This window comes from Bacteroides sp. B1-V-101 (genome assembly GCF_023656585.1).
Lineage (GTDB): Bacteria > Bacteroidota > Bacteroidia > Bacteroidales > Bacteroidaceae > Bacteroides > Bacteroides thetaiotaomicron.
Genome location: NZ_JAMOKH010000010.1, coordinates 82,212 through 106,013, shown reverse-complemented (window position 1 = coordinate 106,013; position 23,802 = coordinate 82,212). Strand labels below are relative to the sequence as shown.

Annotated in this window: 24 protein-coding genes and 2 pseudogenes; 21 read left to right on the top strand and 5 right to left on the bottom strand. The window is 37.5% G+C overall.

Translation table 11 applies throughout. The features are described 5' to 3' along the window. Positions 1–5: 5 nt before the first annotated feature. The 18 genes and pseudogenes from NBH01_RS09970 (at position 6) to NBH01_RS09885 (ending at position 16,168) form a co-directional block, all read left to right on the top strand. Positions 6–563, top strand: a complete 558-nt coding sequence (locus NBH01_RS09970) for an MBL fold metallo-hydrolase (protein ID WP_172681279.1) — start codon at positions 6–8, stop codon at positions 561–563. Positions 564–572: 9 nt separating this feature from the next. Beyond that, positions 573–1,145, top strand: coding sequence for a dTDP-4-dehydrorhamnose 3,5-epimerase (rfbC, locus tag NBH01_RS09965; RefSeq protein WP_055230289.1), 573 nt, complete (start codon positions 573–575; stop codon positions 1,143–1,145). A 2-nt stretch (positions 1,146–1,147) separates the two neighbouring features. Continuing rightward, positions 1,148–1,396, top strand: coding sequence for a hypothetical protein (locus NBH01_RS09960; RefSeq protein ID WP_055230261.1), 249 nt, complete (start codon positions 1,148–1,150; stop codon positions 1,394–1,396). Between the two features lie 23 nt (positions 1,397–1,419). Beyond that, complete coding sequence (gene rfbD, locus NBH01_RS09955; protein ID WP_234141612.1) at positions 1,420–2,298, top strand: dTDP-4-dehydrorhamnose reductase; 879 nt, start codon at positions 1,420–1,422, stop codon at positions 2,296–2,298. Positions 2,299–2,303: 5 nt separating this feature from the next. Then, positions 2,304–3,188: a glucose-1-phosphate thymidylyltransferase RfbA gene (gene rfbA / locus NBH01_RS09950; RefSeq protein WP_195568484.1), complete on the top strand. Its 885-nt coding sequence runs from the start codon at positions 2,304–2,306 to the stop codon at positions 3,186–3,188. 14 nt (positions 3,189–3,202) lie between these two features. Beyond that, a complete protein-coding gene (locus NBH01_RS09945; RefSeq protein ID WP_008764942.1) occupies positions 3,203–4,366 on the top strand; it encodes a glycosyltransferase in 1,164 nt (387 codons plus the stop codon). Positions 4,367–4,409: 43 nt separating this feature from the next. Next, positions 4,410–5,474 (top strand): glycosyltransferase, encoded by a 1,065-nt coding sequence (locus NBH01_RS09940; protein WP_032840683.1) that lies wholly within the window; start codon positions 4,410–4,412, stop codon positions 5,472–5,474. Positions 5,475–5,593: 119 nt separating this feature from the next. Next, a complete protein-coding gene (locus NBH01_RS09935) occupies positions 5,594–6,709 on the top strand; it encodes an EpsG family protein (RefSeq protein ID WP_008764945.1) in 1,116 nt (371 codons plus the stop codon). 17 nt (positions 6,710–6,726) lie between these two features. Next, on the top strand, positions 6,727–8,235 hold the full coding sequence (locus NBH01_RS09930; RefSeq protein WP_008764946.1) for a polysaccharide biosynthesis protein: 1,509 nt from the start codon (positions 6,727–6,729) through the stop codon (positions 8,233–8,235). Between the two features lie 12 nt (positions 8,236–8,247). Then, positions 8,248–9,219: a WaaS/CpsH family glycosyltransferase gene (locus tag NBH01_RS09925; protein ID WP_151879575.1), complete on the top strand. Its 972-nt coding sequence runs from the start codon at positions 8,248–8,250 to the stop codon at positions 9,217–9,219. A 4-nt stretch (positions 9,220–9,223) separates the two neighbouring features. Continuing rightward, a complete protein-coding gene (locus NBH01_RS09920) occupies positions 9,224–9,763 on the top strand; it encodes a serine O-acetyltransferase (RefSeq protein ID WP_008764947.1) in 540 nt (179 codons plus the stop codon). Between the two features lie 459 nt (positions 9,764–10,222). Then, positions 10,223–10,981, top strand: a complete 759-nt coding sequence (locus tag NBH01_RS09915) for an SDR family NAD(P)-dependent oxidoreductase (protein ID WP_008764948.1) — start codon at positions 10,223–10,225, stop codon at positions 10,979–10,981. A gap of 5 nt (positions 10,982–10,986) precedes the next feature. Then, positions 10,987–11,649: a sugar transferase gene (locus NBH01_RS09910; RefSeq protein WP_008764949.1), complete on the top strand. Its 663-nt coding sequence runs from the start codon at positions 10,987–10,989 to the stop codon at positions 11,647–11,649. After that, positions 11,639–12,448, top strand: coding sequence for a transketolase (locus NBH01_RS09905; RefSeq protein WP_032840686.1), 810 nt, complete (start codon positions 11,639–11,641; stop codon positions 12,446–12,448). Before NBH01_RS09910 ends, NBH01_RS09905 begins: the two co-directional genes overlap by 11 nt. Then, positions 12,445–13,356, top strand: a complete 912-nt coding sequence (locus NBH01_RS09900) for a transketolase family protein (protein ID WP_032840687.1) — start codon at positions 12,445–12,447, stop codon at positions 13,354–13,356. Before NBH01_RS09905 ends, NBH01_RS09900 begins: the two co-directional genes overlap by 4 nt. 440 nt (positions 13,357–13,796) lie before the next feature. Then, positions 13,797–14,234: pseudogene (locus tag NBH01_RS09895) on the top strand (dTDP-4-dehydrorhamnose 3,5-epimerase family protein). Positions 14,235–15,216: 982 nt separating this feature from the next. Beyond that, positions 15,217–15,690, top strand: a complete 474-nt coding sequence (locus tag NBH01_RS09890; protein ID WP_008764951.1) for a DUF805 domain-containing protein — start codon at positions 15,217–15,219, stop codon at positions 15,688–15,690. Between the two features lie 103 nt (positions 15,691–15,793). Further along, positions 15,794–16,168 carry a RidA family protein gene (locus tag NBH01_RS09885; protein WP_008762436.1) on the top strand — a complete coding sequence of 125 codons (375 nt, stop codon included), beginning with the start codon at positions 15,794–15,796 and terminating at the stop codon, positions 16,166–16,168. On the opposite strand, the gene NBH01_RS09880 is transcribed toward NBH01_RS09885, so the two are convergent. After that, positions 16,136–17,611, bottom strand: a complete 1,476-nt coding sequence (locus tag NBH01_RS09880; protein ID WP_008764953.1) for a bifunctional folylpolyglutamate synthase/dihydrofolate synthase — start codon at positions 17,609–17,611, stop codon at positions 16,136–16,138. The genes NBH01_RS09885 and NBH01_RS09880 overlap by 33 nt on opposite strands. Positions 17,612–17,742: 131 nt before the next feature. Here NBH01_RS09880 and NBH01_RS09875 point away from each other — a divergent pair, with 131 nt between their 5' ends. Continuing rightward, positions 17,743–19,068, top strand: coding sequence for a PhoH family protein (locus NBH01_RS09875; protein ID WP_008764954.1), 1,326 nt, complete (start codon positions 17,743–17,745; stop codon positions 19,066–19,068). Positions 19,069–19,174: 106 nt separating this feature from the next. Here the strand turns inward: NBH01_RS09875 and NBH01_RS09870 are convergent, their stop codons facing one another. The 4 genes from NBH01_RS09870 to NBH01_RS09855 form a co-directional block, all read right to left on the bottom strand. Beyond that, a complete protein-coding gene (locus NBH01_RS09870) occupies positions 19,175–20,155 on the bottom strand; it encodes a dihydroorotate dehydrogenase-like protein (RefSeq protein ID WP_016267231.1) in 981 nt (326 codons plus the stop codon). Between the two features lie 32 nt (positions 20,156–20,187). Next, complete coding sequence (locus tag NBH01_RS09865) at positions 20,188–20,856, bottom strand: YggS family pyridoxal phosphate-dependent enzyme (RefSeq protein ID WP_225679043.1); 669 nt, start codon at positions 20,854–20,856, stop codon at positions 20,188–20,190. A gap of 6 nt (positions 20,857–20,862) precedes the next feature. Beyond that, complete coding sequence (locus tag NBH01_RS09860) at positions 20,863–21,342, bottom strand: DUF4494 domain-containing protein (protein ID WP_008762440.1); 480 nt, start codon at positions 21,340–21,342, stop codon at positions 20,863–20,865. Between the two features lie 83 nt (positions 21,343–21,425). Next, positions 21,426–21,989, bottom strand: coding sequence for an HdeD family acid-resistance protein (locus NBH01_RS09855; RefSeq protein WP_008762441.1), 564 nt, complete (start codon positions 21,987–21,989; stop codon positions 21,426–21,428). A 137-nt stretch (positions 21,990–22,126) separates the two neighbouring features. Here NBH01_RS09855 and tpx point away from each other — a divergent pair, with 137 nt between their 5' ends. Together tpx and NBH01_RS09845 are read left to right on the top strand one after the other, a co-directional pair. Beyond that, entirely contained in the window at positions 22,127–22,630 is a 504-nt protein-coding gene (gene tpx / locus NBH01_RS09850; RefSeq protein WP_008762442.1) for a thiol peroxidase, read from the top strand. Positions 22,631–22,782: 152 nt separating this feature from the next. Beyond that, positions 22,783–23,562, top strand: a pseudogene (locus NBH01_RS09845) (DUF3078 domain-containing protein); the annotation flags it as partial. Positions 23,563–23,802: the final 240 nt, after the last annotated feature.

The following is a 23,802-nucleotide window of genomic DNA, read 5'->3' as shown; positions in this document are numbered from 1 at the left end:
ACTCTATGACATATTTGATTCATTCAGATAATAGTCAAGATTTATATATCGTAGATTGTGGTGATGTGCAACCGATAATAAATTATGTCCATAAATACGAACTTACATTACGAGGTATATTTCTCACTCATACACATTTTGATCACATTTATGGTCTGAATGAAGTGGTGTCAGCTTTTCCGCAAAGCACAATATATACCTCTGAACACGGTAAGGAAGGTCTATATTCTCCCAAGTATAATATGTCTCGTTATCAGATTGAGATACCGCATTTCATTTATCGGTTTGATAATGTTGCTATCATAGATGAAAATGCAAGTTTACCTCTCTTTGACGGAGTAGCGATGCAGGTACTTAGCACTCCTGGTCACGACTGGAGTTGTCTTAGCTATTTGCTGGATAGATGGCTCTTTACAGGTGATAGTCTGATACCGAATACTCGGTTGTTGGTGCACTTTCCGAAGAGTGATAAGACGGTAGCCTACAAACAATATGAAAGGCTGCAACAGTTGGCTGAGTTGAACAAATTAGAAATTAAGTCCGGACATTATGTCCATAATTAATGTTAAATGATGAATATAATTAAAACTACTATTGAAGGCTTAGTAATCATAGAACCTAAAGTCTATCAAGACGAACGCGGCTATTTCTTCGAAAGTTTCAATGCTAACGAATTTGCGGAAAAAACAGGTATGGATATTCACTTTGTACAAGATAATGAATCCATGTCCTCCTACGGTGTGATGCGTGGATTACATTACCAAAAGATGCCATATACCCAAAGTAAACTAGTACGATGTGTGAAAGGCGCGGTTCTTGACGTTGCAGTGGATATTCGACATGGCAGTTCCACCTTCGGTCAACATGTAGCGGTAGAACTTACGGAAGAAAACCATCGTCAGTTCTTTGTTCCTCGTGGGTTTGCCCATGGGTTCGCAGTGCTGAGTGAGATAGCTATCTTTCAATATAAGTGTGATAACTTCTATCATCCGGAAGCCGATGCCGGCATAAATATCAAAGATAAGAGTTTAGGGATTGACTGGAAAGTTCCTGTTAAGCATGCTATTCTTAGCGAAAAAGATCTGAAGCATGCTTGTCTTAAGGATGCATCTTATGATTTTGATATAAATAATAAATTATATTAGAAATGAAATTCGAAGATTTATCGATGACATTGGAGCAAGTTGTAGATTTTGTAAAGAATCACAATATGTTTATCGGAGATGATGATCATAAACATCTAAGTAATGATGGCATTTTAGAGTATCTGAAAGCAAATAGGGATCGAATAACATTCAAACCTTTGTATTATTATGGTGACACAATCATCGGAATCCAAATAGAAGAAAACGTAGATGGCGCTCTTAAAAAGTATGAGTGGTCCGTCAAGTACTAACAATTATTCAAACAATATTAAATATGAATATTTTAGTCACCGGTGCTAACGGTCAGTTAGGGCAGGCTATCAGAGCGCAATCTCGTTGTTTCCAGAATCACAATATAATATTTACAGATGTGATTGCAGATGATATGTTAGAAACGATCCTATTAGATATCACTAGCGAGGATGCCATTCGTTCTGTCTGCAAGTCTGCGCAAATTAATGTTATCATCAATTGTGCTGCCTATACGGATGTGGAAAAAGCGGAAACAGATTTTGAAATGGCAAATCTTATCAATTGTGATGCCGTAAGAAATCTAGCAACTGTCGCTAAGGAATGCGACATCACGCTTATCCATATCTCTACTGATTATGTCTATGACAGTAGGAAAGCCGCTCCTTATGTGGAAACTGATGAGAAGCATCCAATAAATGTCTATGCTTCAACTAAATATGCCGGGGAAGTGGCTATCCATGAAGTCGGATGTAAGTTCATCTTGTTTCGTACAGCTTGGATGTTTTCTGGCTTTGGAAGTAACTTTATGAAAACGATGCTCCGCTTGACGGCTGAGAAGGAAACTCTAAACGTAGTATATGATCAGGTTGGTACCCCGACATACGCTCCTGAGTTAGTATCTGTAATTTTTAAAGTTATTGATGAAGATAAATTAGATATGACAGGTGAGTATAATTTTACTAATGAAGGTTCGGTATCTTGGTATGACTTTGCAGTAGCCATCAATTATTTGAGTGGGCACAACTGCAAAATTAATCCTTGCAGTTCTGAAGAATATGGCTCTAAGGTGATAAGACCCAATTATTCTGTTTTGGATAAATCAAAAGTAAAGAAAACTTTTGGTATAACAATTCCGCATTGGCTTATTTCCCTTGAACAGTGTATTAATAATAAACAATAAAACTCATGAAAGGTATTATTCTTGCTGGTGGGGCAGGTACAAGATTGTACCCTTTAACAATGGTTACTTCAAAGCAATTGCTTCCAGTTTATGACAAACCAATGATTTTTTATCCATTGTCTACGCTTATGTTAGCGGGGATAAAGGAAATCCTGATTATATCTACACCTGTAGATTTACCCAATTTCGAACGTCTTTTAGGTGATGGTAGTCAGTTTGGCATTCAACTGTCATATAAAGCACAGCCATCTCCAGATGGCCTTGCTCAGGCCTTCCTGCTGGGTGAAGATTTCATAGGTGATGATTGGTGCGCAATGATATTAGGAGATAATATCTTTTACGGAAGTGGTCTGAAAGAAAAACTTAAGAGTGCAGTGAGTAATGCCGAAAACGGGTATGCTACAATTTTTGGTTATTATGTCAATGACCCGGAACGTTTCGGTATTATGGAATTCAATGAAGATGGTAGGATTCTATCTGTAGAGGAAAAACCTAAGTATCCAAAGAGTAATTACTGTGTCACTGGACTCTATTTTTATGATAAGCGTGTTGTTTCATTTGCAAAGGACGTAAAACCCTCTGCTCGTGGTGAGTTAGAAATAACATCGCTCAATAATCTTTATCTTAAAGATGGGGCATTGAAAGGAATTATATTGGGGCGTGGCTTTGCTTGGCTTGATACAGGGACTATGGATAGTTTAATAGAAGCATCCGAGTTTGTACAGATGACTGAGAAACGACAAGGAGTGAAAATATCCGCTCCGGAGGAGATTGCGTTTCGTAATGGTTGGATTGATAAAGAAACACTAATGACTTCTGCACTGCGTTATGGTAAATCGCCTTACGGACAGCATTTAAAGAATGTAGCTGAGGGTAAATTTATTTACTGATTGAAATTAAAGATATGATAAAAGGAATTTTTTGTCACGACTTACCAATTTATAAAGATATTGATGGGAATTATTGTAGCACTACACTTACTGATAGTTTATTCTTAAGATATTTTAATGTAGTTGACGAGCTTGTTGTTGCGACGAGAGTATATAAGATTGATAAAACATATAAAGAGGCACACCAAGAAAAAATCACTTTACCAAATATTAAGTTTCTAGAATTTCCTAATTTGAATACCTTTAAAGGGATTTTTACGCTTATACCTAAGGCTAAAAAGGTTTTAAAAAAAGAGATGCAGAAGGTTGATTTAGTATTCATTCGAGGTGGTATTATTGCCACATTAGGTGTGACAGTTGCTCGTGAATTGAATAAACCCTATCTTTTAGAGAATGCTGGATGCGCTTGGGATGGTTATTGGAATCACAGTTTGGCAGGAAAGTTAATAGCTCCTTTTATGGAATATAGGGCTAAAATTGATACAAGAGACGCTGCTTTTGTCATCTATGTTACAGAAAAATGGCTTCAGAATCGTTATCCAACTAAAGGTATTAGTACGTATGCTTCTAATGTCATATTGGATACTATGGACGATATTATACTAAATAAAAGACAACAGAAAAATAATCTGAATAAATCAGATCTTATTGTTGTCGGTACTACTGCTGCTATAAATAATAAAGCAAAGGGACAGCAATATTTTATTGAAGCTATGTCTAAGTTGAAAAAATATAATATTCGATATGAACTTGTAGGAAGTGGAGATTCTAATTATCTAAGATCTTGTGCTTTGAAAAATGGAGTAGCAGACCGTGTTGTCTTTAAGGGGCAAATGAAACATCAACAAGTTCTTGAATGGATTGACTCTCTAGATATTTATATTCAGCCAAGTATGCAGGAAGGTCTTCCTAGAGCATTGATTGAGGCAATGAGTCGAGCTTGTCCAGCAATAGGATCATCTACAGGTGGTATTCCAGAATTACTTCCATCTGATGCGATTTTTAAAAGAGGGAACGTTGATTCTTTAATCAAAACTTTTAAGACTATTATAGAGTCGGATTTAGATGCTAAGGCTAAAGTGAATTTTAATAAAGCAAAGGAGTATGAATTAGAAAAACTAAATTCGAGGAGGAATGTGGTATATGAACAATTTAAGAATTATATCATAAATGAGTAAGATATGTGTTTGTATCAGTTGTTTCAATTGTTATGAAACAAGAATGAAGGGGGTTGTAGAATATTTTAATGATAATCACTATTCTACCAAGTATTTTATATCAAACTTTAATCATTATGATAAAAAATACTATACAGTTAATTATCCTAATACGACCCAAATTCAGGTTCCTCGCTACGCTAAGAATTTGTCAATAAGCCGTTTGAGATCTCATTATGTTTTTTCGAAAGAAGTTTTTGCTCTTTTGAAAAAGACAAAACCTGATGTGATATACTGCATATTTCCACCAAACACATTGGTGAGAAGTGTTATTAAGTACAAAAAGATTACTCAGTGTAAGGTTATTCTTGATTGTTATGACACGTGGCCTGAAAGTTTTCCTACAAAACGATTTTCTAAACTACTTTCTTGGCCATTTAGTATATGGGCAAACATAAGAAACCGCTATATTTCAGAGGCTGATTTGATTTTGTGCGTTTCGCAGGTTGGGGTTGATTTTATAAAGAAAATTGCTCCTAATACACCTGCTAAGTTGCTCATGCCGGTTATTGATGCTCAGGAATTTCTCCAGTATAATGATGACACTTCAAAATTGACGTTTTGTTATTTAGGAAATATCAATCATATAACCGATATTAATTTGTTAAATTTGATATTAAAGGGGGTTGCTAAGAGGAAAAAAGTCTGTTTGCATATTATCGGAGAGGGGCAAAATTATCTTGCTCTTAAAGAGTTGCTAACTGATTCAGGTATCGATGTAATTGGACATGGAATTGTTTTTGATATAAAAGAAAAAATGAAAATTTATTCTTTATGTAATTTAGCTATTAATGTCCCTAAAGAAGAGATTCAATCCACTATGTCCTTGAAATCCGTGGAGTATATCAGTATGGGACTTCCATTTATCAATAGTGCTGGTGGAGATACACAATGTTTGGTGGAAAATTATCAAATAGGTATTAATATCGATAAAAATAATTTGGCTAGAACTATTGAACAAATTGCTATTCTTACGCCAAAAGAATTGAGATGTTTGCACGACAATACAGTCTATTTATATAATAGTAAGTTCTCTAAACAGGATTTGAATATAATTCTAAAAGATTGAATGTTCTAGGTTTGAGAACATCTTTTTGATTACACATAACTATGTTGCTTCTTGCATTTCCATATTGTTTCTTATTAGTCATAAATCTGATACTTACTTTTAAAAATAGGAGTAGTAATTTGATTGCTGTTTTAACTTTACTGTTTTTAGGTATTTTGTTTTGCTTCAATGATGGAGAGTCTGGTGATCATTATTTATATAAATTAGGGTTTGAGAATCAAAATGGTGGTATGGCGGTTGAAGGAATTTATGATTATTTCGTTGAAGAAATTAAAATAATGGGAGTAGAATCATATAATGTTTTTCTTGGTATTATATACGTAATTTGTTTAGTATTATTTCATTTGGGAATTAGAAGTAATATATACAATATTCACGCATTTATTCCTGTAATACTTCCCTATATTTACCCTTCTTGTACAGTCACAATAAGGTTCACACTGGCGTTTTCATTATTTGTGTTCTCCCTGCGATATTTGTTTAGAGGTAAAATACTACTATATTTTTTACTTGTTATATTGGCTGGTATGATGCATTACTCTTTGTTTTTTGCTCTCTTATTCGTTTACTGTGCAAAAATAAATGCGAATGAACGAAATAAGGTAGTAAAGACAGAAAAGGATCTTGATGAAAAGTCTAATTTATCATATTATTACAGAAAAAATATATTCGCTAAGTTGGTTGTTATAATTTCTTTATTATTAGTGATAATTATATACGTAACAAGGAGTTTGCCTTTCTTAGATCAGATATACGTGATTTTCAATATTTTAGATTTAGGTATTGATAACAAATTGGATGCAAATATGGCAACAATGACAAGGTTAGGAGCTTTCATTTTTATTCCTGCGTATATTTTTTCTTTTTATATGTCTATAAAGATGCGAAAGTATGTAATTAAAGCTATTTTGAATGAAGAAGGTATAGCTGAAGTTTATTACTTGATAAATATTAATTATATTATTAATGCTATTTCTGCTGCAATAATCCCATTGTTGGTTCTTAATCTTTCATTTAGTCGATTACTCTTTCTTCCTACTATTGTTAACATAATAGCATATGAGAGAATTCTAAAATATAATAAATGTGAGGAACCATCTATACATCTTAATGGTTGCAATATACTATTGTCGCTCATTATGCTAGCGTGGTTTATCCCTGCAATTTTTAAAATTAATAGTATTAGTCCCAGTACATTGCTAGAAACTGCAAGTCAATTTCTTGATTCAATATGATAAAAAATATCTGTGAGATGGAGCGAAGTAAGATTTTTATAAAAAACACCGCATGGGAATTGGGTTACTATCTTTTGATAATAGCATTGGGCTTTTTTGCACCTAGATTTATAATTCTCACTTATGGATCTGACGTGAACGGTTTGTCATCAACTATTACACAAATTCTTAATATAATTCTTCTTTTACAGTCAGGAGCAACGACAGCTGCTGTTTATTCACTATACAAACCTATAGCAGATCATAATTGGGAAAATATATCAGAGAAAGTAACAGCGGCAAATTTGTACTTTAAAAAAATGTCGTATGTTTTTTTGGGTATAATGTTTGTTGTTGCCGGAGTTACAGCGTGGAATATTAATAGTGGAATACCGGAAATTACGATCTTTATTGCTTTTATTATAATGGGATTTAAGAGTTTTCTTGATCTCTACTTCACATCTAAGTATCGCATAGTATTTACTGCTTTTCAAGAAAAATTTATAATGTCTATTGCTACTCTTCTTGAACAGACAATATACTATGTATTAGTTTTTACGACTATATTTTTCAAATGGAATTTTTTATTTTTATTCTTTTGGTTATTTTTTGGCTGTATTGTAAAGATTATGGTACTTAAGATAGTGTATGTAAAACGCTATCCAGATATCAAAAGGATTGGGAATTTGTTTAAATCAGCAACAATTCATGGCAAAAATTATTCTTTAGTAAACGAGGTGTCGCATAGTATTGTCACAACTTCAACAGCAATCATGATATCATTTATGTATGGATTGGATGAAGTTAGTGTGTTTTCTATCTATGTAATGGTATTTTCTGCCTTGAATCTTTTTAGTACAGCCCTTAACTCATCTTTTGGACCAACTTTTGCTAACCTTTGTGCTAAAGGAGAAACTAAAAGGGCTAAAGATGTATTTACTATATTTCAGTTTTTATATATTATGATGAATACAATTTTGGTAATGTGTGCTTTTTACTTGATAATACCTTTCATGCGATTATATATAGAGGGAAAAACCGAAGTAAGCTATATTAATATTACACTTGCTATTCTTTATTCTATTTCAGGGTTATTATCGGCCTGTCGTATTCCTTACAACCTAATAGTCTCATCATACGGTTTCTTTAAGGAAACTTGGTTGCAGCCAGTTATAACTGCGATAATATCATTGCTGATTTCATACTTCTTTGGTAGAATTCAGTATGCCTTCATCCTGATTGGCCCTATAATATTTTATTTAGTGAATTTTGTGTATCAATATTTTAAATTAAAACGATTAACTCCTCATCTGATTTCTTCTAAAGTATTCATCATTTTTGCTATATCTTTAGTAGGTATAGTACTAGTATACTTTGCAATGAAGGGAATAGAAGTTCCTCATGGATTTTGGGCTTGGCTGTTGGCTGCTGTCTTTACTCTATTCGCGGTGACAATTTATATATTCGTTGCTAGTAGGATTTTTTTAAGTAAGGAGTTTTATTTATCTATGGCTTATATTAGAAGTTTATGCAAGGCTTATGTTTAGAAGTAATTATTTATGTCTCAGATAATTTATTTTATAGAAAACAGTGGATATTATAAGTATGTGATAGCCGCAGGAGAGGGGGACTCTGATGTGTTTTTCCCTTTGGGATTTAAGAATCACTATATTGAAAAATTATTTAAATTGCATTTGGCTTGGCCAATAAATAAGAGGTCTGATGCTCCGTATGTAAAGATTTGGTTTAATAGTATTTTAAAAGGGATAAATATAGATCCGAAACAAGATTTATATATTTTACTTGCAGAGTCATATCATTTGTCTTATAGTAATAACTTTCTTAATTACTTGAAGAGTAAGTATCCTGATGCTAAATTGATTTTCTGCTTTTCGAATCCTGCTGGTGATTATAATCTCAAAAAATTACAGAAAGTTATTCTCAATTATGATGCAGTCTTGACCTTTCATAAAAAGGATGCTGAGTTGTATGGGTATTTTTATTGTGATGATATGCCATATCGTTTACCCAATATTGATCAAGACGATTTAGACAACAGTGATGTTTTCTTTGTCGGAGCAAATAAAGGGCGCCTTAGATTGCTTTTATCAATTTATGATAAACTGTCTAATGCAGGCTTAAAATGTGATTTCTTTATTTGTGGAGTAGAAAAAAAAGATCAAATATTTCGAGAAGGGATTGTATATAATAAAAGAATTTCATATGATGAAGTTTTGAAACATGTTAAAGCGTCAAAGTGCGTTCTTGAGGTATTGCAAAATGGGAATAATTATGTTTCAATTCGTACAAATGAAGCTATTCAGTATAATAAAAAGCTTCTTACAACAAATAGTGAGATAATAAATACTTCATTTTATAATAAGGAATTAGTGCAAATCTTTTCTGGCGATAATATTGATACAAACTTTTTTGTTAAAGAAGTGGCATCAGATGTTTATAATAATATTAATTCAAATAGATCATTTTTGGCGATGAAAGAGTATCTTAAAACGAATTTTAAAAGAAAATAGAAATATGATATCTTCAAAAAACGAATATGAATTGTTTTTACGTGCGGATAGTGTAGCTAACAAATTTGAAAGAATGCCGATGAAGTGGATTAATATCCGTTTTCGTTATTTACGTTGTTTGCGACGGTATGAGTATGTTGTGAATTGTAAACCTACTTTGTTTATAGTTAGAAAGCAATTACTACGGTTAATATTATCTCAACTTAGCGTAAAGTCAGGTATTCAAATTCCTATTAATACTTTTGGTAAAGGTCTTTATTTACCGTATCATGGAACAATCGTAGTTAATGAGACAGCTCGTTTCGGTGATTTTTGTGTTGTTCAGGCAGGTGTTAATGTAAGTGCAAATGTATGTGGTGGAAACCATATATATTTTGGAACAGGTTGTAAAATAATGAAGAATGTTGAAATTGCTGACGATGTTATCATTGGAGCTAATGCAGTTGTAACTAAAAGTGTTTTCGAACAAAATATAGTTGTGGCAGGCATACCGGCAAAGAAGATTAATAATAATGGATATAGAGACCGGAAAAATGCAATTTAACAATCCTTATCTTTATTGTTGGTAAGCATCCCAGAATAGCGTCTTTCATATTTTCCATTTACGTTTTGCCTTTGCTATATACTTTTAAAAATAAATTTATGAACAGTAGTAGTGATTTCTATTTTGTCGGAGTTGTGGCAATATCTCAAGCCAATATTTGATGAAACGAAAGATTTAGCCGCTAATCTTTTCATCAAAGCTGTTTGTTATGCAGTGAATGAATAGGAAGCGTGTGAATAAAGGTCAGGCTGAGATTGATAATAACGCCGCCGAATGCCTGATGAAGTCTATATTGCGGATGTTTTACGAAAATTAACATCTAGTGAAACTGATTATGTGGCACTTTTGCCAATGAATATTGTAAAATAACTTAATTATTAATCAAAAATATAACTCAGTATGGACTACAATACCTTTAGCGGGGTTATAGCCAGACAGTGAGTGCTTATATACAATTCAATGAATTTAGAAATTCGAAATAAAAATGTTCTCATTATTGGTGCTAGCAAAGGCATTGGTCGTGAGATTTCTTTGGCCTTTGCTAAAGAAGGAGCAATGGTAACTGCTATCGCACGAAATGAGAAATTGCTGGTTTCATTGCAACATGAAATGAAACAAATTTATGAGGCTGATCACAAATATTATGTTTGCGATTTGATGGATATGGATTTAACAGTATTGGCTAATAAGCTTTTAATAGAAAAAGGTCCTTTTGATATTATTGTTCATAATGTAGGTGGTTCCTTAGTAAGCCGTAATGCATTAGGAACTTTAGATGAGTGGGAATATGCATGGAAATTTAATGCGGGTATTGCTATCGCTTTAAATAACATATTAATTCCACCAATGATAGAAAAAAAATGGGGTCGTGTCATTCATATTTCTTCAATTTCGGCTCAGATGTTACGGGGTAACCCGTTGTATGCTTCGGCTAAAGCTTTTTTAAATGCTTATGTTACGACTGTTGGGCGTACAATAGCGTCGTCTGGAGTTGTAATGTCGGCTGTGATGCCGGGAGCAGTTGCTTTCCCTGGTAGTTATTGGGATGAATATACAAGAACTGATCCTGAAAGATGCAATGATTTCTTGCGTCATCATCAAGCGGCTGGTCGTTTTGGTACAACAAAAGAAATAGCTGATGTCGTGCTTTTTATGGCAAGTGAACAAGCGTCCTTTATGCAGGCGGCTATAATTCCGGTAGATGGGGCTAATATGTGATGTGTATGAAACGATTATTTGATATAGTATTTAGTGTGCTGGGACTTATAATAATAAGTCCTGTCTTCATTCTTCTTTCCTTGATAATTGTCTTGGATTCACGTGGAGGAGTTTTCTTTAGAGGAGTCAGAGTTGGGCAATATGGAAAGGATTTCAAAATCTTTAAGTTCCGTTCAATGGTGAAAGATGCGGAGGGTAAAGGTAAATGGAATGTAGGAGATAATGATAAGCGAATAACACGTTTTGGTCATTTCCTTCGTAAGTCTAAATTAGATGAACTACCTCAACTTATTAATGTACTTATTGGGGATATGAGTTTGGTTGGACCTCGACCTGAATTACGTTATTATGTAGAAATGTACATAGAACGAGAGAAAAAGATTTTGAAAATGAAACCGGGAATTACTGACTGGGCTTCAGTGACTCATTTTAAACAATTTGTCAGCTTCACTCAATCAGATGATCCAGATAAAGAATATGTAGAGAGGATTCGTCCTTTAAAGTTGGAGTTACAACTTTATTATTATGAACATAGAAGTTTAGGGATGGATATACGAATTATTGTATTTACCGTTTCTAAAATGATCTTCCGTAATTTGAATCTTCCGAAAGATATTCAAGAAGTAATAACGCAATTTAATAATAAAATCCAAAAATATGACAAGTGAAGAATTAGCATGGAAGATCAAACGTCATGGTGTAGAGATGACGCATATTTCGCACGGGTCTCATATCGGAGCCATATTGTCTGTATCGGATATTATAGCTGTTTTATATGCAGATATACTGAATATAGATCCACAGGATCCAAGAAAGGCCGATCGTGATCGTTTGATTTTGAGTAAAGGTCATGCAGGGGCAGCCATTTACGCTGCACTTGCTGAAAAAGGCTTCTTTCCTGTAGGTGAATTGGCTACTCATTATAGAGATGGTAGCCGTTTATCAGGACATGTGTCACATAAAGGCGTGCCGGGAGTGGAGTTTTCTACAGGATCGTTGGGACATGGATTGCCTGTTGCAGTTGGTATGGCACTAGAAGCAAAAATGGAACGTAAAGATTATCAAGTCTATATCGTTATGGGCGACGGTGAATGTGATGAAGGTTCGGTATGGGAAGCTTCTATGTTTGCCCATCATCATAAATTGGATAACTTAACTGTAGTGGTGGACTATAACAAGATGCAGAGTCTGACTTTCTGTGAGGATACATTGTCACTAGCTCCTTTGGATAAGAAATTTGAAAGTTTCGGATACAATGTGTTAAGCGTTGACGGACATAATCATGATGAACTGAAAAAGGCTTTTCGTACGACTTTTACTAATGGAAATCCGAAACTGATTCTAGCTAATACTATCAAAGGAAAAGGAATATCATTTATGGAGAATAATATATTGTGGCACTATCGTACTCCGCAAGGAGAAGAATACGAGGCTGCCGTTAAAGAACTGGAGGAACAAAGACCATGAGAGATACATTTGTCAGAACACTGATTGAGATAGCTAAGGCTGATAAGGATGTGCATCTATTGACCGGTGACTTGGGGTTTGGCGTATTAAAACCTTATTGGGAGCAATTGCCGGAACAGTTCACTAATGTAGGCATTGCCGAACAGAATATGACTGGGATTGCAGCAGGAATGGCTTTATCAGGAAAGAAAGTATTTACTTATTCTATCGGTAATTTCCCCACTTTGCGCTGTCTGGAACAGATTAGGAATGATTGTGCTTATCATGATGCTAATGTAAAGATCGTTTGTGTGGGAGGCGGGTTTGTATATGGTTCTTTGGGTATGAGTCATCATGCCACGGAAGATTTGGCTATCATGCGTGCATTGCCTTCAATGGTAGTTATGGCTCCAGGTGACTTGACGGAGGCTGCTGCTTGTACACATGCTATTTATGAGCATTCGGGAACGTGTTATTTGCGTTTGGGTAGAGGTGGCGAACAGAAAATTCATGATTCTATTGTAAACTTTCAGATCGGAAAGGCTCTAAAGATAAGAGATGGAGAGAAGGTTGCAATTTTCTCTACCGGTGGTATTTTTGATGAAGCATTGGGAGCTGTAGAGTTATTGAATAAAAAAGGGATATGTCCTGCTTTATATACTTTTCCAACTGTAAAACCAATCGATAAAGAATTGATAACACACTGTTCGCACGAGTATGATTTGATTGTAACGGTAGAAGAACACAATATTATAGGTGGGCTTGGAAGTGCTGTCTCAGAAGTACTGAGCGAGTTGCCGAGCAGAGCAAGACAGATAAAGATAGGATTGAATGATACTTATTCGTGTATTGTGGGGAGTCAAAAATACCTAAGAAACGAATACGGAATGAGTGCTGAGAAGATTGCGGAAAGAATTGAAATGTTTTAATATAATAGTATAGAGACTATGATATATCTAATAGATAGGAGGGGGATACCTTAAAATGACTGGAGTAGATAAATATTGATAATCCGCTATATATGAATTTTCTCAGAAAAAGAGCTCCGCAAGGGGCTTTTCTTTTTGTTATCTGAAATAAAAGCTTGACCTTTGTATTGTTGATCAACTAAATGTGAATAAAATAACTTGAATTTGAATCTTTAGAAAAAACGTAAGCCTCCGATACAATCCCCGTTGTCTTGTATCTTTTTTCTCTTGATCTTTGCGCAAAAAAAGATTATGCGAAAAATGAGCAAAGAAGAATTCTTAGAAATTCTATCCCGCCAGTAATGAAGCGGTTTGACGATAAAAGACTCCTGTGTCAATGAAGCCTATACCGAATCTAGTTTTTATCGGGGCTTACGAAGAACTGAAAATGAATTAAAGTAATGGAAATTATAAAGACTAATATAGAAGGAGTCGTTATTATCGAACCCCGTATTTTTTAAGATGATCGTGGTTATTTCTTTGAATCTTTTGCTCAAAGTAAATTAGTGCGAGTTATAAAAGGAGCTGTGTTAGATGTTGCTGTTGATATAAGAAAAGGCTCTCCTACATTTGGGCAATATGTATCTGTAGAATTAACAGGTGAAAATCATCGTCAGTTTTTTATACCTCGTGGATTTGCTCATGGATTTAGTGTTTTAAGTGAAGGAATGATTTTCCAATATAAATGTGATAACTTCTATTCTCCTCAAAGTGAAGGGGCAATAGCATGGAATGATCCGGATTTGAATATTGATTGGCGTATTCCTGCTGAAAAAGTGGTTCTCTCAGAGAAAGACGGTAAGCATCCAAGGTTAAAAGATTGGCAGAATGTGTTTTAGGATATTACTCCAATTACCTGCAATTCAGTTCTTAGAATTGAAATAAACGACGATTGGGAGCGTATTCTTGAACGAACGCACCGATAAAAAGAAAAAAACATTGAGAAGATTGTATTGAATCTTCTCAATGTTTGAATCCAATCATTAAGAAGATTTTTTCAAACTTCCCAATGATTTTTGTAAGCTTTCAAAGTGACATAATGACAAAGAGGACATATGGCCTCTTTTATAAATTCTTATGATGCGTTCTTTAAACTACTTTGCTGATTTTTAATTTATTGAGTGCCTTTTATGGACTGTTTTTATGTGATTGCCGAAATCGTATTTTACGCGAGCTAGATTGTTGCTTTGTTGATGAACGCTTCCGGTAGTTTACCAATAAAGTATTGGATATTGTACGGATTATTTAAAGGATGAAGTGTGGGAGATAGCATTAAGGACAATAATAACTGGTTATGCTCATAATAACAGGAAATCAGGCAGATATTTGTACACGATTTTAGGAAAACATGGCCTTTGCTTTCTGTTTTTTACCTTGCTGGTCTGCTTCTTTTTCCTCATTGCCATCTTCAAAACTATCATGTGCCTTTTTGTCCTTTTGTCTTTTTGAGAGAGAAGGATAAAGCGAAGTGTCGAATGCGGATGAGTGCATGCAACTTTTTGTAAACCAGATTATAACATGCTATTTATTTCTCGGATAGGGAAAACGGAATCCTCAAAATAGGTTGTAATATCGCGTAATATGCTTTTGGGGGAATATTTTTGTGGCAGGCTTCGCAAGCGAGGAGATTTCATTGATCAACAGTTAATTGGTTTAAGAAAATGTGTACAAAAAAGCTAGCTGGTTTCTTTTTTGTTTTCTATTCTTGATAGAAGAGGTGATTTTTTGACATAAAAGCTTTCTTTATTTAATTTATTTTATATCTTTGCTAGCATATCAAGATTACAATCAACTATTTATTCACATAAACTTAATAAAATTATGTTCAAAGCTCCTTTTTCTTTTGACGGTCGTATTCGTAGGATCGAATATTTCCTGTCTGGTATTATCGGTGGTATCGTTTTTGGTGTTGCCTATTCTCTCGGTTTAGCTACTTTGTTTCTTGGTGCGGCTGCCGGTTCCGCGGGTGGTTCCCTGTTTGGTATCTTGATTGGTATCGTAGCGGGAATAGCCTCTATATGGTTCTCTTTGGCGCAGGGCGTGAAGCGGTTGCATGACTTGAACAAGTCCGGTTGGTTGATACTCATTTGCTGTGTTCCTATCATCGGGTGGGTATTCAGTCTTTACATGTTGTTTGCCGATGGTACGGTAGGTCCTAATCAGTATGGTGAAGATCCGAAGAACCGTATGCCATATCAGCCGCAGCCAACTTCTGTAAATGTAACAGTGAATGTGTCGAGAGAAACTCCTGCTGAAGCACCTGCCGAAGAAGAAAAAACAGAAAAAGCCGAATAGTCTTTAATAAGCAGAAATATGGTTGCCTCTTGCAAAATTCGTTTTGCGAGAGGCATTTTTTTACTACCTTTGAGGATTGGTAAACAGAAAAAAGAAGATAAATATGAAAAAAGTAATTTGCAGTGAAAAAGCACCGGGAGCTATCGGTCCTTATAGTCAGGCGATAGAAGCCAATGGAATGGTATTCGTATCGGGTCAGTTGCCTATCGATGCGGCTACCGGAAAGATGGCGGAAGGAATTGAAGAACAGGCACGCCAGTCGTTGGAGAATATAAAACACATCCTGGAAGAAACAGGGTTGACAATGGGAAACATTGTAAAAACGACTGTATTTCTCCAGGATATGTCTTTCTTTGCCGGAATGAACGGTGTATATGCTACGTATTTTGACGGAGCTTTTCCGGCACGTTCGGCTGTGGCCGTAAAGGCTTTGCCGAAGGATGCGTTAGTGGAGATTGAGTGTATCGCGGTTCGCTAACAAATCGGCGACAATAAAACTGCTGCCTCCCACGAAGATGAAGTCTTTAGGGGGGCAGTTTTCTTTTGCTGCCCGCACGGCATCCACTACGGTAGGGTAGGAGGTGCCTTTCAGTCCCGCTTCCGAGGCCATTTTCATCAGCTCATCCTCCGGCATTGCACGTTTCACGCTCGCTTTTGTGAAATAGTAGGTGGCGTCTTTCGGCAACAGTTCCAGAACACTGCTGATATCCTTGTCGCTGACCATGCCGAATACAATATGCAATTCCTGATGCAACTTTTCGTGTATATACTTCAATTGCTTGCGAATACTTTTAAAGCCATCAGCGTTGTGACCTGTGTCGCAGATGAGGTCAGGATAGCTTTGGAGTTTCTGCCAGCGTCCCATCAGACCGGTCATCTCGCATACATTAGAGAATCCGGTATGGTAATCTTTATTACAGATTTCATATCCCAGGTTCTTTAAAATATCCAGTGCTGCCAGGATTGTGAGACAATTTTCTGTTTGATAGAGACCGCTCAGTTCGTAGTATAATCCCGTCATAAAACTGGAATTATGAATGGATATTGCGTCTTTTCTTTTATCCATGATTCTGTCTATCGCACGTATGGCGTCAGCCGGGTTGATAAGAGAGACAAATTGCATCATTTTCATTGGAAGCGTCTGTATCTGCTGAAGTTTTATTTCCTCCTCCAATAATTCCTGCAAATCGGCTCTGGACTCTTTCAGGTTATCATATGACAAATATTGCACATGGGTGAAACTCTTTAATTCTTCCGAGAAGGTGATGAAGGTATTCATTGCCTTGGCTTTCATCGTAAATACTCTTTTCACCGCTCCGGATACTTTTCCCACTACTACCGGAACATCTTCTTTGATAATTCCTGCCTTTTCTTTGGCTATTTTAGTCAGTGTGTGGCCCAGATATTGCATATGGTCGAAACCGATATTGGTAATAACACACAGATCGGGGGTGATGATATTGGTACAGTCCAGACGTCCGCCCATGCCTACCTCGATCACTGCCACATCTACCTTCTGATCGGCAAAATAGCGGAATGCCATTGCCGTGGTAAGTTCGAAGAAAGAAGGGTGCAGAGGTTCGAAAAAGGAACGGTGGTCTTCTACAAAGTTGACCACATACTCTTCGGGAATCATTTCACCGTTGATACGGATACGCTCGCGGAAATCGATCAGATGCGGGGAAGTGAATAACCCGACTTTATAGCCCGCGGCTTGTAGCACGGCAGCGATCGTATGCGAACAGGAACCTTTTCCATTTGTCCCGGCGATATGTATCGTTCTGAATTCTTGATGCGGATGACCTAAATGTTCGTCCAATTTGTGTGTTGTCTCTAAACCTGGCTTATATGCTTTACCACCTATTTGCTGAAACATCGGTGCACTTTCATATAAGTACTTTAAAGTGTTCTGATAATCCATGTTTTATAATATTTAACTCCGGGCAATCTTTATTGCTCGCAAAATTGTTTATCTTTAGAACCATCATTCCAACTGTAAACGGAGGATTGATGAATGAGACTGCAAATATCAACATTAAAATCTAAGAAATCATGGGAACTAAGAAAAATTTTGTAATTGACACAAATGTTATTCTTCACGACTATAATTGTTTGAAGAATTTTCAGGAAAATGATATTTATCTCCCCCTTGTCGTACTGGAAGAACTGGACAAGTTCAAGAAAGGAAACGAGCAGATTAATTTCAATGCCCGTGAGTTTGTCCGGGAACTGGATTTGCTGACAAGTGACGAACTTTTCTCTAAAGGAGTGAGTCTGGGAGAAGGATTGGGACGCCTGTTCATTGTCCCCGGCAATGTGGATGCTCCCAAAGTTCATGAATCTTTTCCGGTGAAGAAACCCGATCATCTGATATTGGCAGCCGTTGAATATCTGGCGGGTAAATATCCGAAGACTCCGGCTATCTTAGTGACCAAGGATGTGAATCTGCGTATGAAGGCACGTTCCATCGGTATTACCAGCGAAGACTATATCACAGATAAAGTATCCAATGTCGATATATTCGAGAAATCCAATGAGATCTTTGAAAACGTGGATCCGGCATTAATCGACCGTATCTATTCCTCCAAAGAAGGCATCGACCTGAGTGAATTTGACTTTAAAGACGTCATTCATCCTAACGAATGCTTCGTTCTGAAAAGTGACCGGAACAGTGTACTGGCACGATACAATCCTTTTACCCATTCCATTTGCCGCGTCACGAAGGGACGCAACTATGGTATTGAACCTCGTAATGCCGAACAGAGTTTTGCTTTCGAGATACTGAACGATCCGAACGTCAAACTGGTGGCATTGACAGGAAAGGCAGGAACGGGTAAGACATTGCTGGCTTTAGCGGCAGCTTTAGGCAAGTTGACTGATTATAAGCAAGTATTGCTGGCACGTCCGGTGGTGGCGTTGTCCAACAAGGATATCGGTTTCCTTCCGGGAGACGCACAGGAAAAAGTTGCTCCATATATGCAACCGCTGTTTGACAACCTGAATGTGATCAAACGTCAGTTTGCCGCTAACTCGACCGAAGTGAAACGTATCGAAGATATGCAGAAGAGCGAGCAACTGGTGATTGAAGCGCTGGCATTTATCCGCGGACGTAGTTTGAGTGAAATGTACTGTATCATTGACGAAGCGCAGAACCTGACCCCGAATGAAATAAAAACGATCATTACCCGTGCAGGCGAAGGTACGAAGATGGTGTTTACGGGAGATATTCAGCAGATTGACCAGCCGTATCTGGATAGCCAGTCCAATGGTCTTGTATATATGATCGACCGTATGAAAGACCAGAATATCTTTGCACATGTCAATCTGGTGAAAGGCGAACGCAGTCAGTTGAGTGAGTTGGCCAGTAATCTGTTATAAATAATAAAGAACTAAAAAAAAGAAGAATGAAGAATTACCGGTAGTATAAATGCGCCGGCGGATTCTTCATTCTTCTTTTTTATTCTTTGTTTCTAGTCCTTCATTCTTAATTTTCTTTCTTACCGAAATATTTTAGGAATTGCGTACGTTCGAACGTATTGATGCCTTGAACGTCTTTAATATTCAGTTTTCCTTTGAACTGAGCAATACTTTCGAAACCTTTCCGTTCCATCCATGCAGATAAGAAGCGGGTGGATTCTCCGATGAATGCGTTCGTGTTCTGATAGACAGCGCTGCAAACTTCTACGGCAGTAGCTCCGGCAAGGATTGCTTTTACTACTGCTTCCGGACTGGAAACACCACCGGAGGCTGCATAATCGATTTTGTCTACCACTGAGGATGCGATTCCAATCCAACGGAGAGGAGTGGCAAGATCGGTGGAAGTGCTGAATACTGCACCGGATATTTGTTCCATATTCTCGATATTGATATCCGGCTGGTAGAAACGGTTGAAGAGAACCACTGCAGCTGCTCCGTTAGCGTACAGCTGATCGATCAGAGCTACAGGATTTGTCAGGTTGTCCCCCAGTTTCATAATCACCGGAATGCTTACTGTCCGTTTGATATGACGCAGGATGTCGATATGACGCTGCTCAAATGAACCGTACGTATATTGTACATCCGATTGCAATGCCAGAATATTGATTTCCAGTGCATCGGCACCGGCTTCCTGTATCTGTTTGGCAAAGTCTATCCATTCCGCATCCGAATAGCAGTTGATGCTGGCTATGATGGGGATGTTACACTCTTTTTTGCTTTCCTTGATTAAGGTGAGATATTCAGCTAATTTATGTTCACGGATATATTCTTCCAGATAATCGCTTGCTTCCGGATAAAAAGCGGGATCTTTCAGTTGATCCGCTTCCAGCATGATTTGCTCCTCAAACAGAGATTTCAGTACGATGGCACCTGCACCTGCTTCTGCCAGTCTCTTATTTTTGCCGGCACTGTTGGTCAGTCCCGAACTACTGATAATGATTGGGTTTCTGAGAGAAAGCCCTGCGAAAGTAGTTTTTAAATCGGTCATAATTATATCTTTTTAAAGTAGTTGGCTACTGATTAATAGTTTCTTTCTCCGAATATCTTGCTTCCTACCCGTACCAGAGTGCTTCCTGCGGCGATTGCTTCGTGATAGTCATGTGACATACCCATCGACAATTCACGGAAAGTAAAGGTTTCGGCAAACCAGTTTGCTTTTATTTCCTGAAAGAGCCTATTCAGTAAACAAAATTCCTGGTTAATTTGTTCAACATCATCGGTGTTGCTTGCCATTCCCATCAATCCGCAGATGCGTACGTGAGACAGTTCTTTCCATTCGCCGGCATGCAGCATATCCTTGCATTCTTCGGGGCTGAAACCGAACTTGGTCTCTTCCTGTGCAACGTGAATCTGTAACAGACAGTTCACGATACGTCCCGCTTTGGCAGCTTGCTTGTTGACTTCCGTCAGCAGTTTGTACGTATCGATTCCATGTATCATCGCTACGTAGGGGATCATGTATTTGATCTTGTTTGTCTGCAAGTGCCCGATAAAATGCCATTCGATGTCTTTCGGCAACGTTTCGTATTTAGCTGTCATTTCCTGCACTTTGCTTTCTCCGAAAATACGCTGTCCCGCCTGATAAGCCTCTTCTATCGCTTCATTGGGATGGAATTTTGAGACAGCAACCAGCCGGACTCCTTGTGGGAGTTCGGCCAGCACTTGCTTAAGATTGTCAGCAATACTCATGGTTACTTATGCTTTTGACGGATCAAACTCTGGTTTGTCATTCGGTCCGGCACTGTAAGGATATACATCCATCAACGGGGTCTCGGATACCATACCGATCTGGTAGTCGGCCATCGTTCCTTTCATGCCTTCATCCAGCTTCTTCACTGCGTCGCGCAAGTCGGCAGCCTGAACCAGCACTTGGGTAGAAGTCTTTTTCTCTGCACCGCTTTTTTCGTCAAGGGTGATAAAGATAAGTTTGCACTTAAACCAGCGGTCGGCACTTTCCTCGTCGCTGGGGAAAAGTTCGCTATAGTTGGCACGTTTAATGTCCGATACTGTAAATTCTCCTGTTATAAATGGAGTCATCTCCTCGATAATACGTGCTTCTGCTTCTGTAAAGCTGAGTGCATCTACCAGATAAGGTTCAGTCACTTTCTTCTGCATTCCGTTTTCCATCGTTTTCTCGTAACGGATTTTGCACTCAAACCAAGTATGCATTGCCATAATTTTTCTTCTTTTTTAGTTTATTGATTCGTGTAAATTGCCTACAAAGATAAACAAAATACGAAGTAACTACCGAAAGATTTTTATTTTCTTTTATGCAGATTCCTCAATTCGAACGAAAGCATGACGCGGAAAAGTCCGATGATGAAGAAAGTAAAGGAAATCATGTAGACCACGTACAATGCACCTACTGCCGGTTGCCACAATATGATGAGAGCACAGATGATGGCGAGGATACCGAAGGCCATATACCAGCCCCAGTCGCGGGTGCCGTAACGTTTGAGGTCGATGGAATAGCCGGTAGAGGAAAAGCCCCGGAACATGAGCCAGAAGGCGATGATGAACGGAATCACTTCCATGCTGACCATCGGATAGGCAATCAGGTAAATACCTAAGATAAGGTCGATAATTCCTCCTACCAGATACCAGCCCCAACTCGGTACTCCCTTGCGGTTGCTGAGGGAGAATATAATTTCGAGAATACCGCTTATCAGCATCGATATGCTGAAAACGATGCTAAGTGCCACATAGCTGCTGAGAGGTGAGAACATAAGCCAAAGGGCGACAATAATATACACGATTCCTAACAGGAGAGAGGTCCACCAGTTTTTTACTGAATGTTTGATCTCATTGAAAACAGTTTCCATACGTTCTTTAATTTTAAATGAATACTCTGTGAATTTGTGGAGGAATAACAAATTGATTTTAGAAAAGGTTTTCGTGTGAACATATTCCGGGGATAAGTTGTTTTTATTATAAAGTAATTTTAAAATGTAAATGCAATATGGCAACAACAAATTTCAAAGGACAACCGGTGAAACTGATCGGTGAATTTATACAAGTAGGTAAAGTCGCTCCTGACTTTGAGTTAGTAAAAACAGATTTGTCTTCTTTCTCCCTGAAAGACCTGAACGGCAAAAATGTGATTCTAAATATTTTTCCAAGTCTGGATACCAGTGTCTGTGCAACATCGGTACGCAAATTTAATAAAATGGGAGCAGGTCTGAAAGATACGGTAGTATTGGCTATCTCCAAAGACCTTCCTTTTGCCCACGCACGTTTCTGTACGACGGAAGGCATCGAAAACGTAATCCCATTGTCAGATTTCCGTTTCTCTGATTTTGACGAGAGCTACGGACTGCGTATGGCAGACGGACCGTTGGCAGGCTTACTGGCACGTGCAGTAGTCGTAATCGGCAAAGACGGCAAAGTGGCATATACGGAACTTGTTCCGGAGATTACTCAGGAACCTGACTATGAGAAGGCATTGGCGGCAGTTAAAGAATAGGTAATAAGTATTAGGTATTAAGTAATAAGTATTAGGTAATAAGTATTAGCCGAAGTCGCTTATTTCATTATTGGCATTAATTATGCGGAGTATTACTTAATACTTATTACTTAATACCTATTACCTATTACTTTACATTAAACCTTAACCACATGGACAAAATTCGATTTTTCTTCATCGCCCTGTTAGGTATGGGCGCTGCACACTTGTCGGCTCAAACGGCCGATAGTACACAAACTTCTCCCTGGACAACGGAAGGTTTTGCCGGACTCAAACTGACGCAGGTTAGTTTGACCAACTGGTCTGCTGGAGGTGACAATTCTGTCGCTTTTGACTTGCAAGGTACTTATCAGGCTAACTATAAAAAGGGAAAGCATATATGGAACAACCGTCTTGAACTGGCTTATGGCTTGAATAAGACAGGGGAGGATGGCATGAGAAAGGCCAATGATAAAATATATATGAATACCAACTATGGGTATTCTATCGCCAAAAACTGGTATGCAAGTGCATTTACCACTTTCCAGACACAATTCTCGCCCGGATACGACTATTCAGTCAATAAGGATGTCGCTATCTCCGAATTTATGTCTCCGGCATATCTGACTACCGGTTTGGGATTCACATATGATCCGGGAAAGATTTTCACGGTTGTATTGTCTCCTGCCTCTTGGCGCGGCACCTTTGTTCTAAATGACCGTTTGTCTGATGAAGGCGCTTTTGGTGTCGATCCCGGCAAACATCTTTTGTCGAGCTTCGGTGCTAATCTGAAAGGAGAGGTGAAATATGAATTCTTAAAGAACATGACTGTATATTCCCGTCTGGACTTGTATTCTGACTACTTGCATAAACCTCAGAATATTGATGTGAACTGGGAAGTGCAGATTAATATGGCAATCAACAAATGGTTCTCCACTACGCTGACCACCAATTATCCCAAGCGGGTCTAACCATCGGAAATGAAAGGATAGTAAAGTGATGTAATATCACTGATTTACAGTCTATTAGGAATGAAAGCCGATTTTGGATAGGTTCGTTATTCTTTCCTAAATTAGCGGATTGTTTACCCACTTTTGTCTCGTTTTTGTCCCTCGTTGTATTATCTTTGTATCGCAAACTAAATGCTTGATAATCAGTGATAAAAGAATATATTAACATCAGAAAAGAAAGGA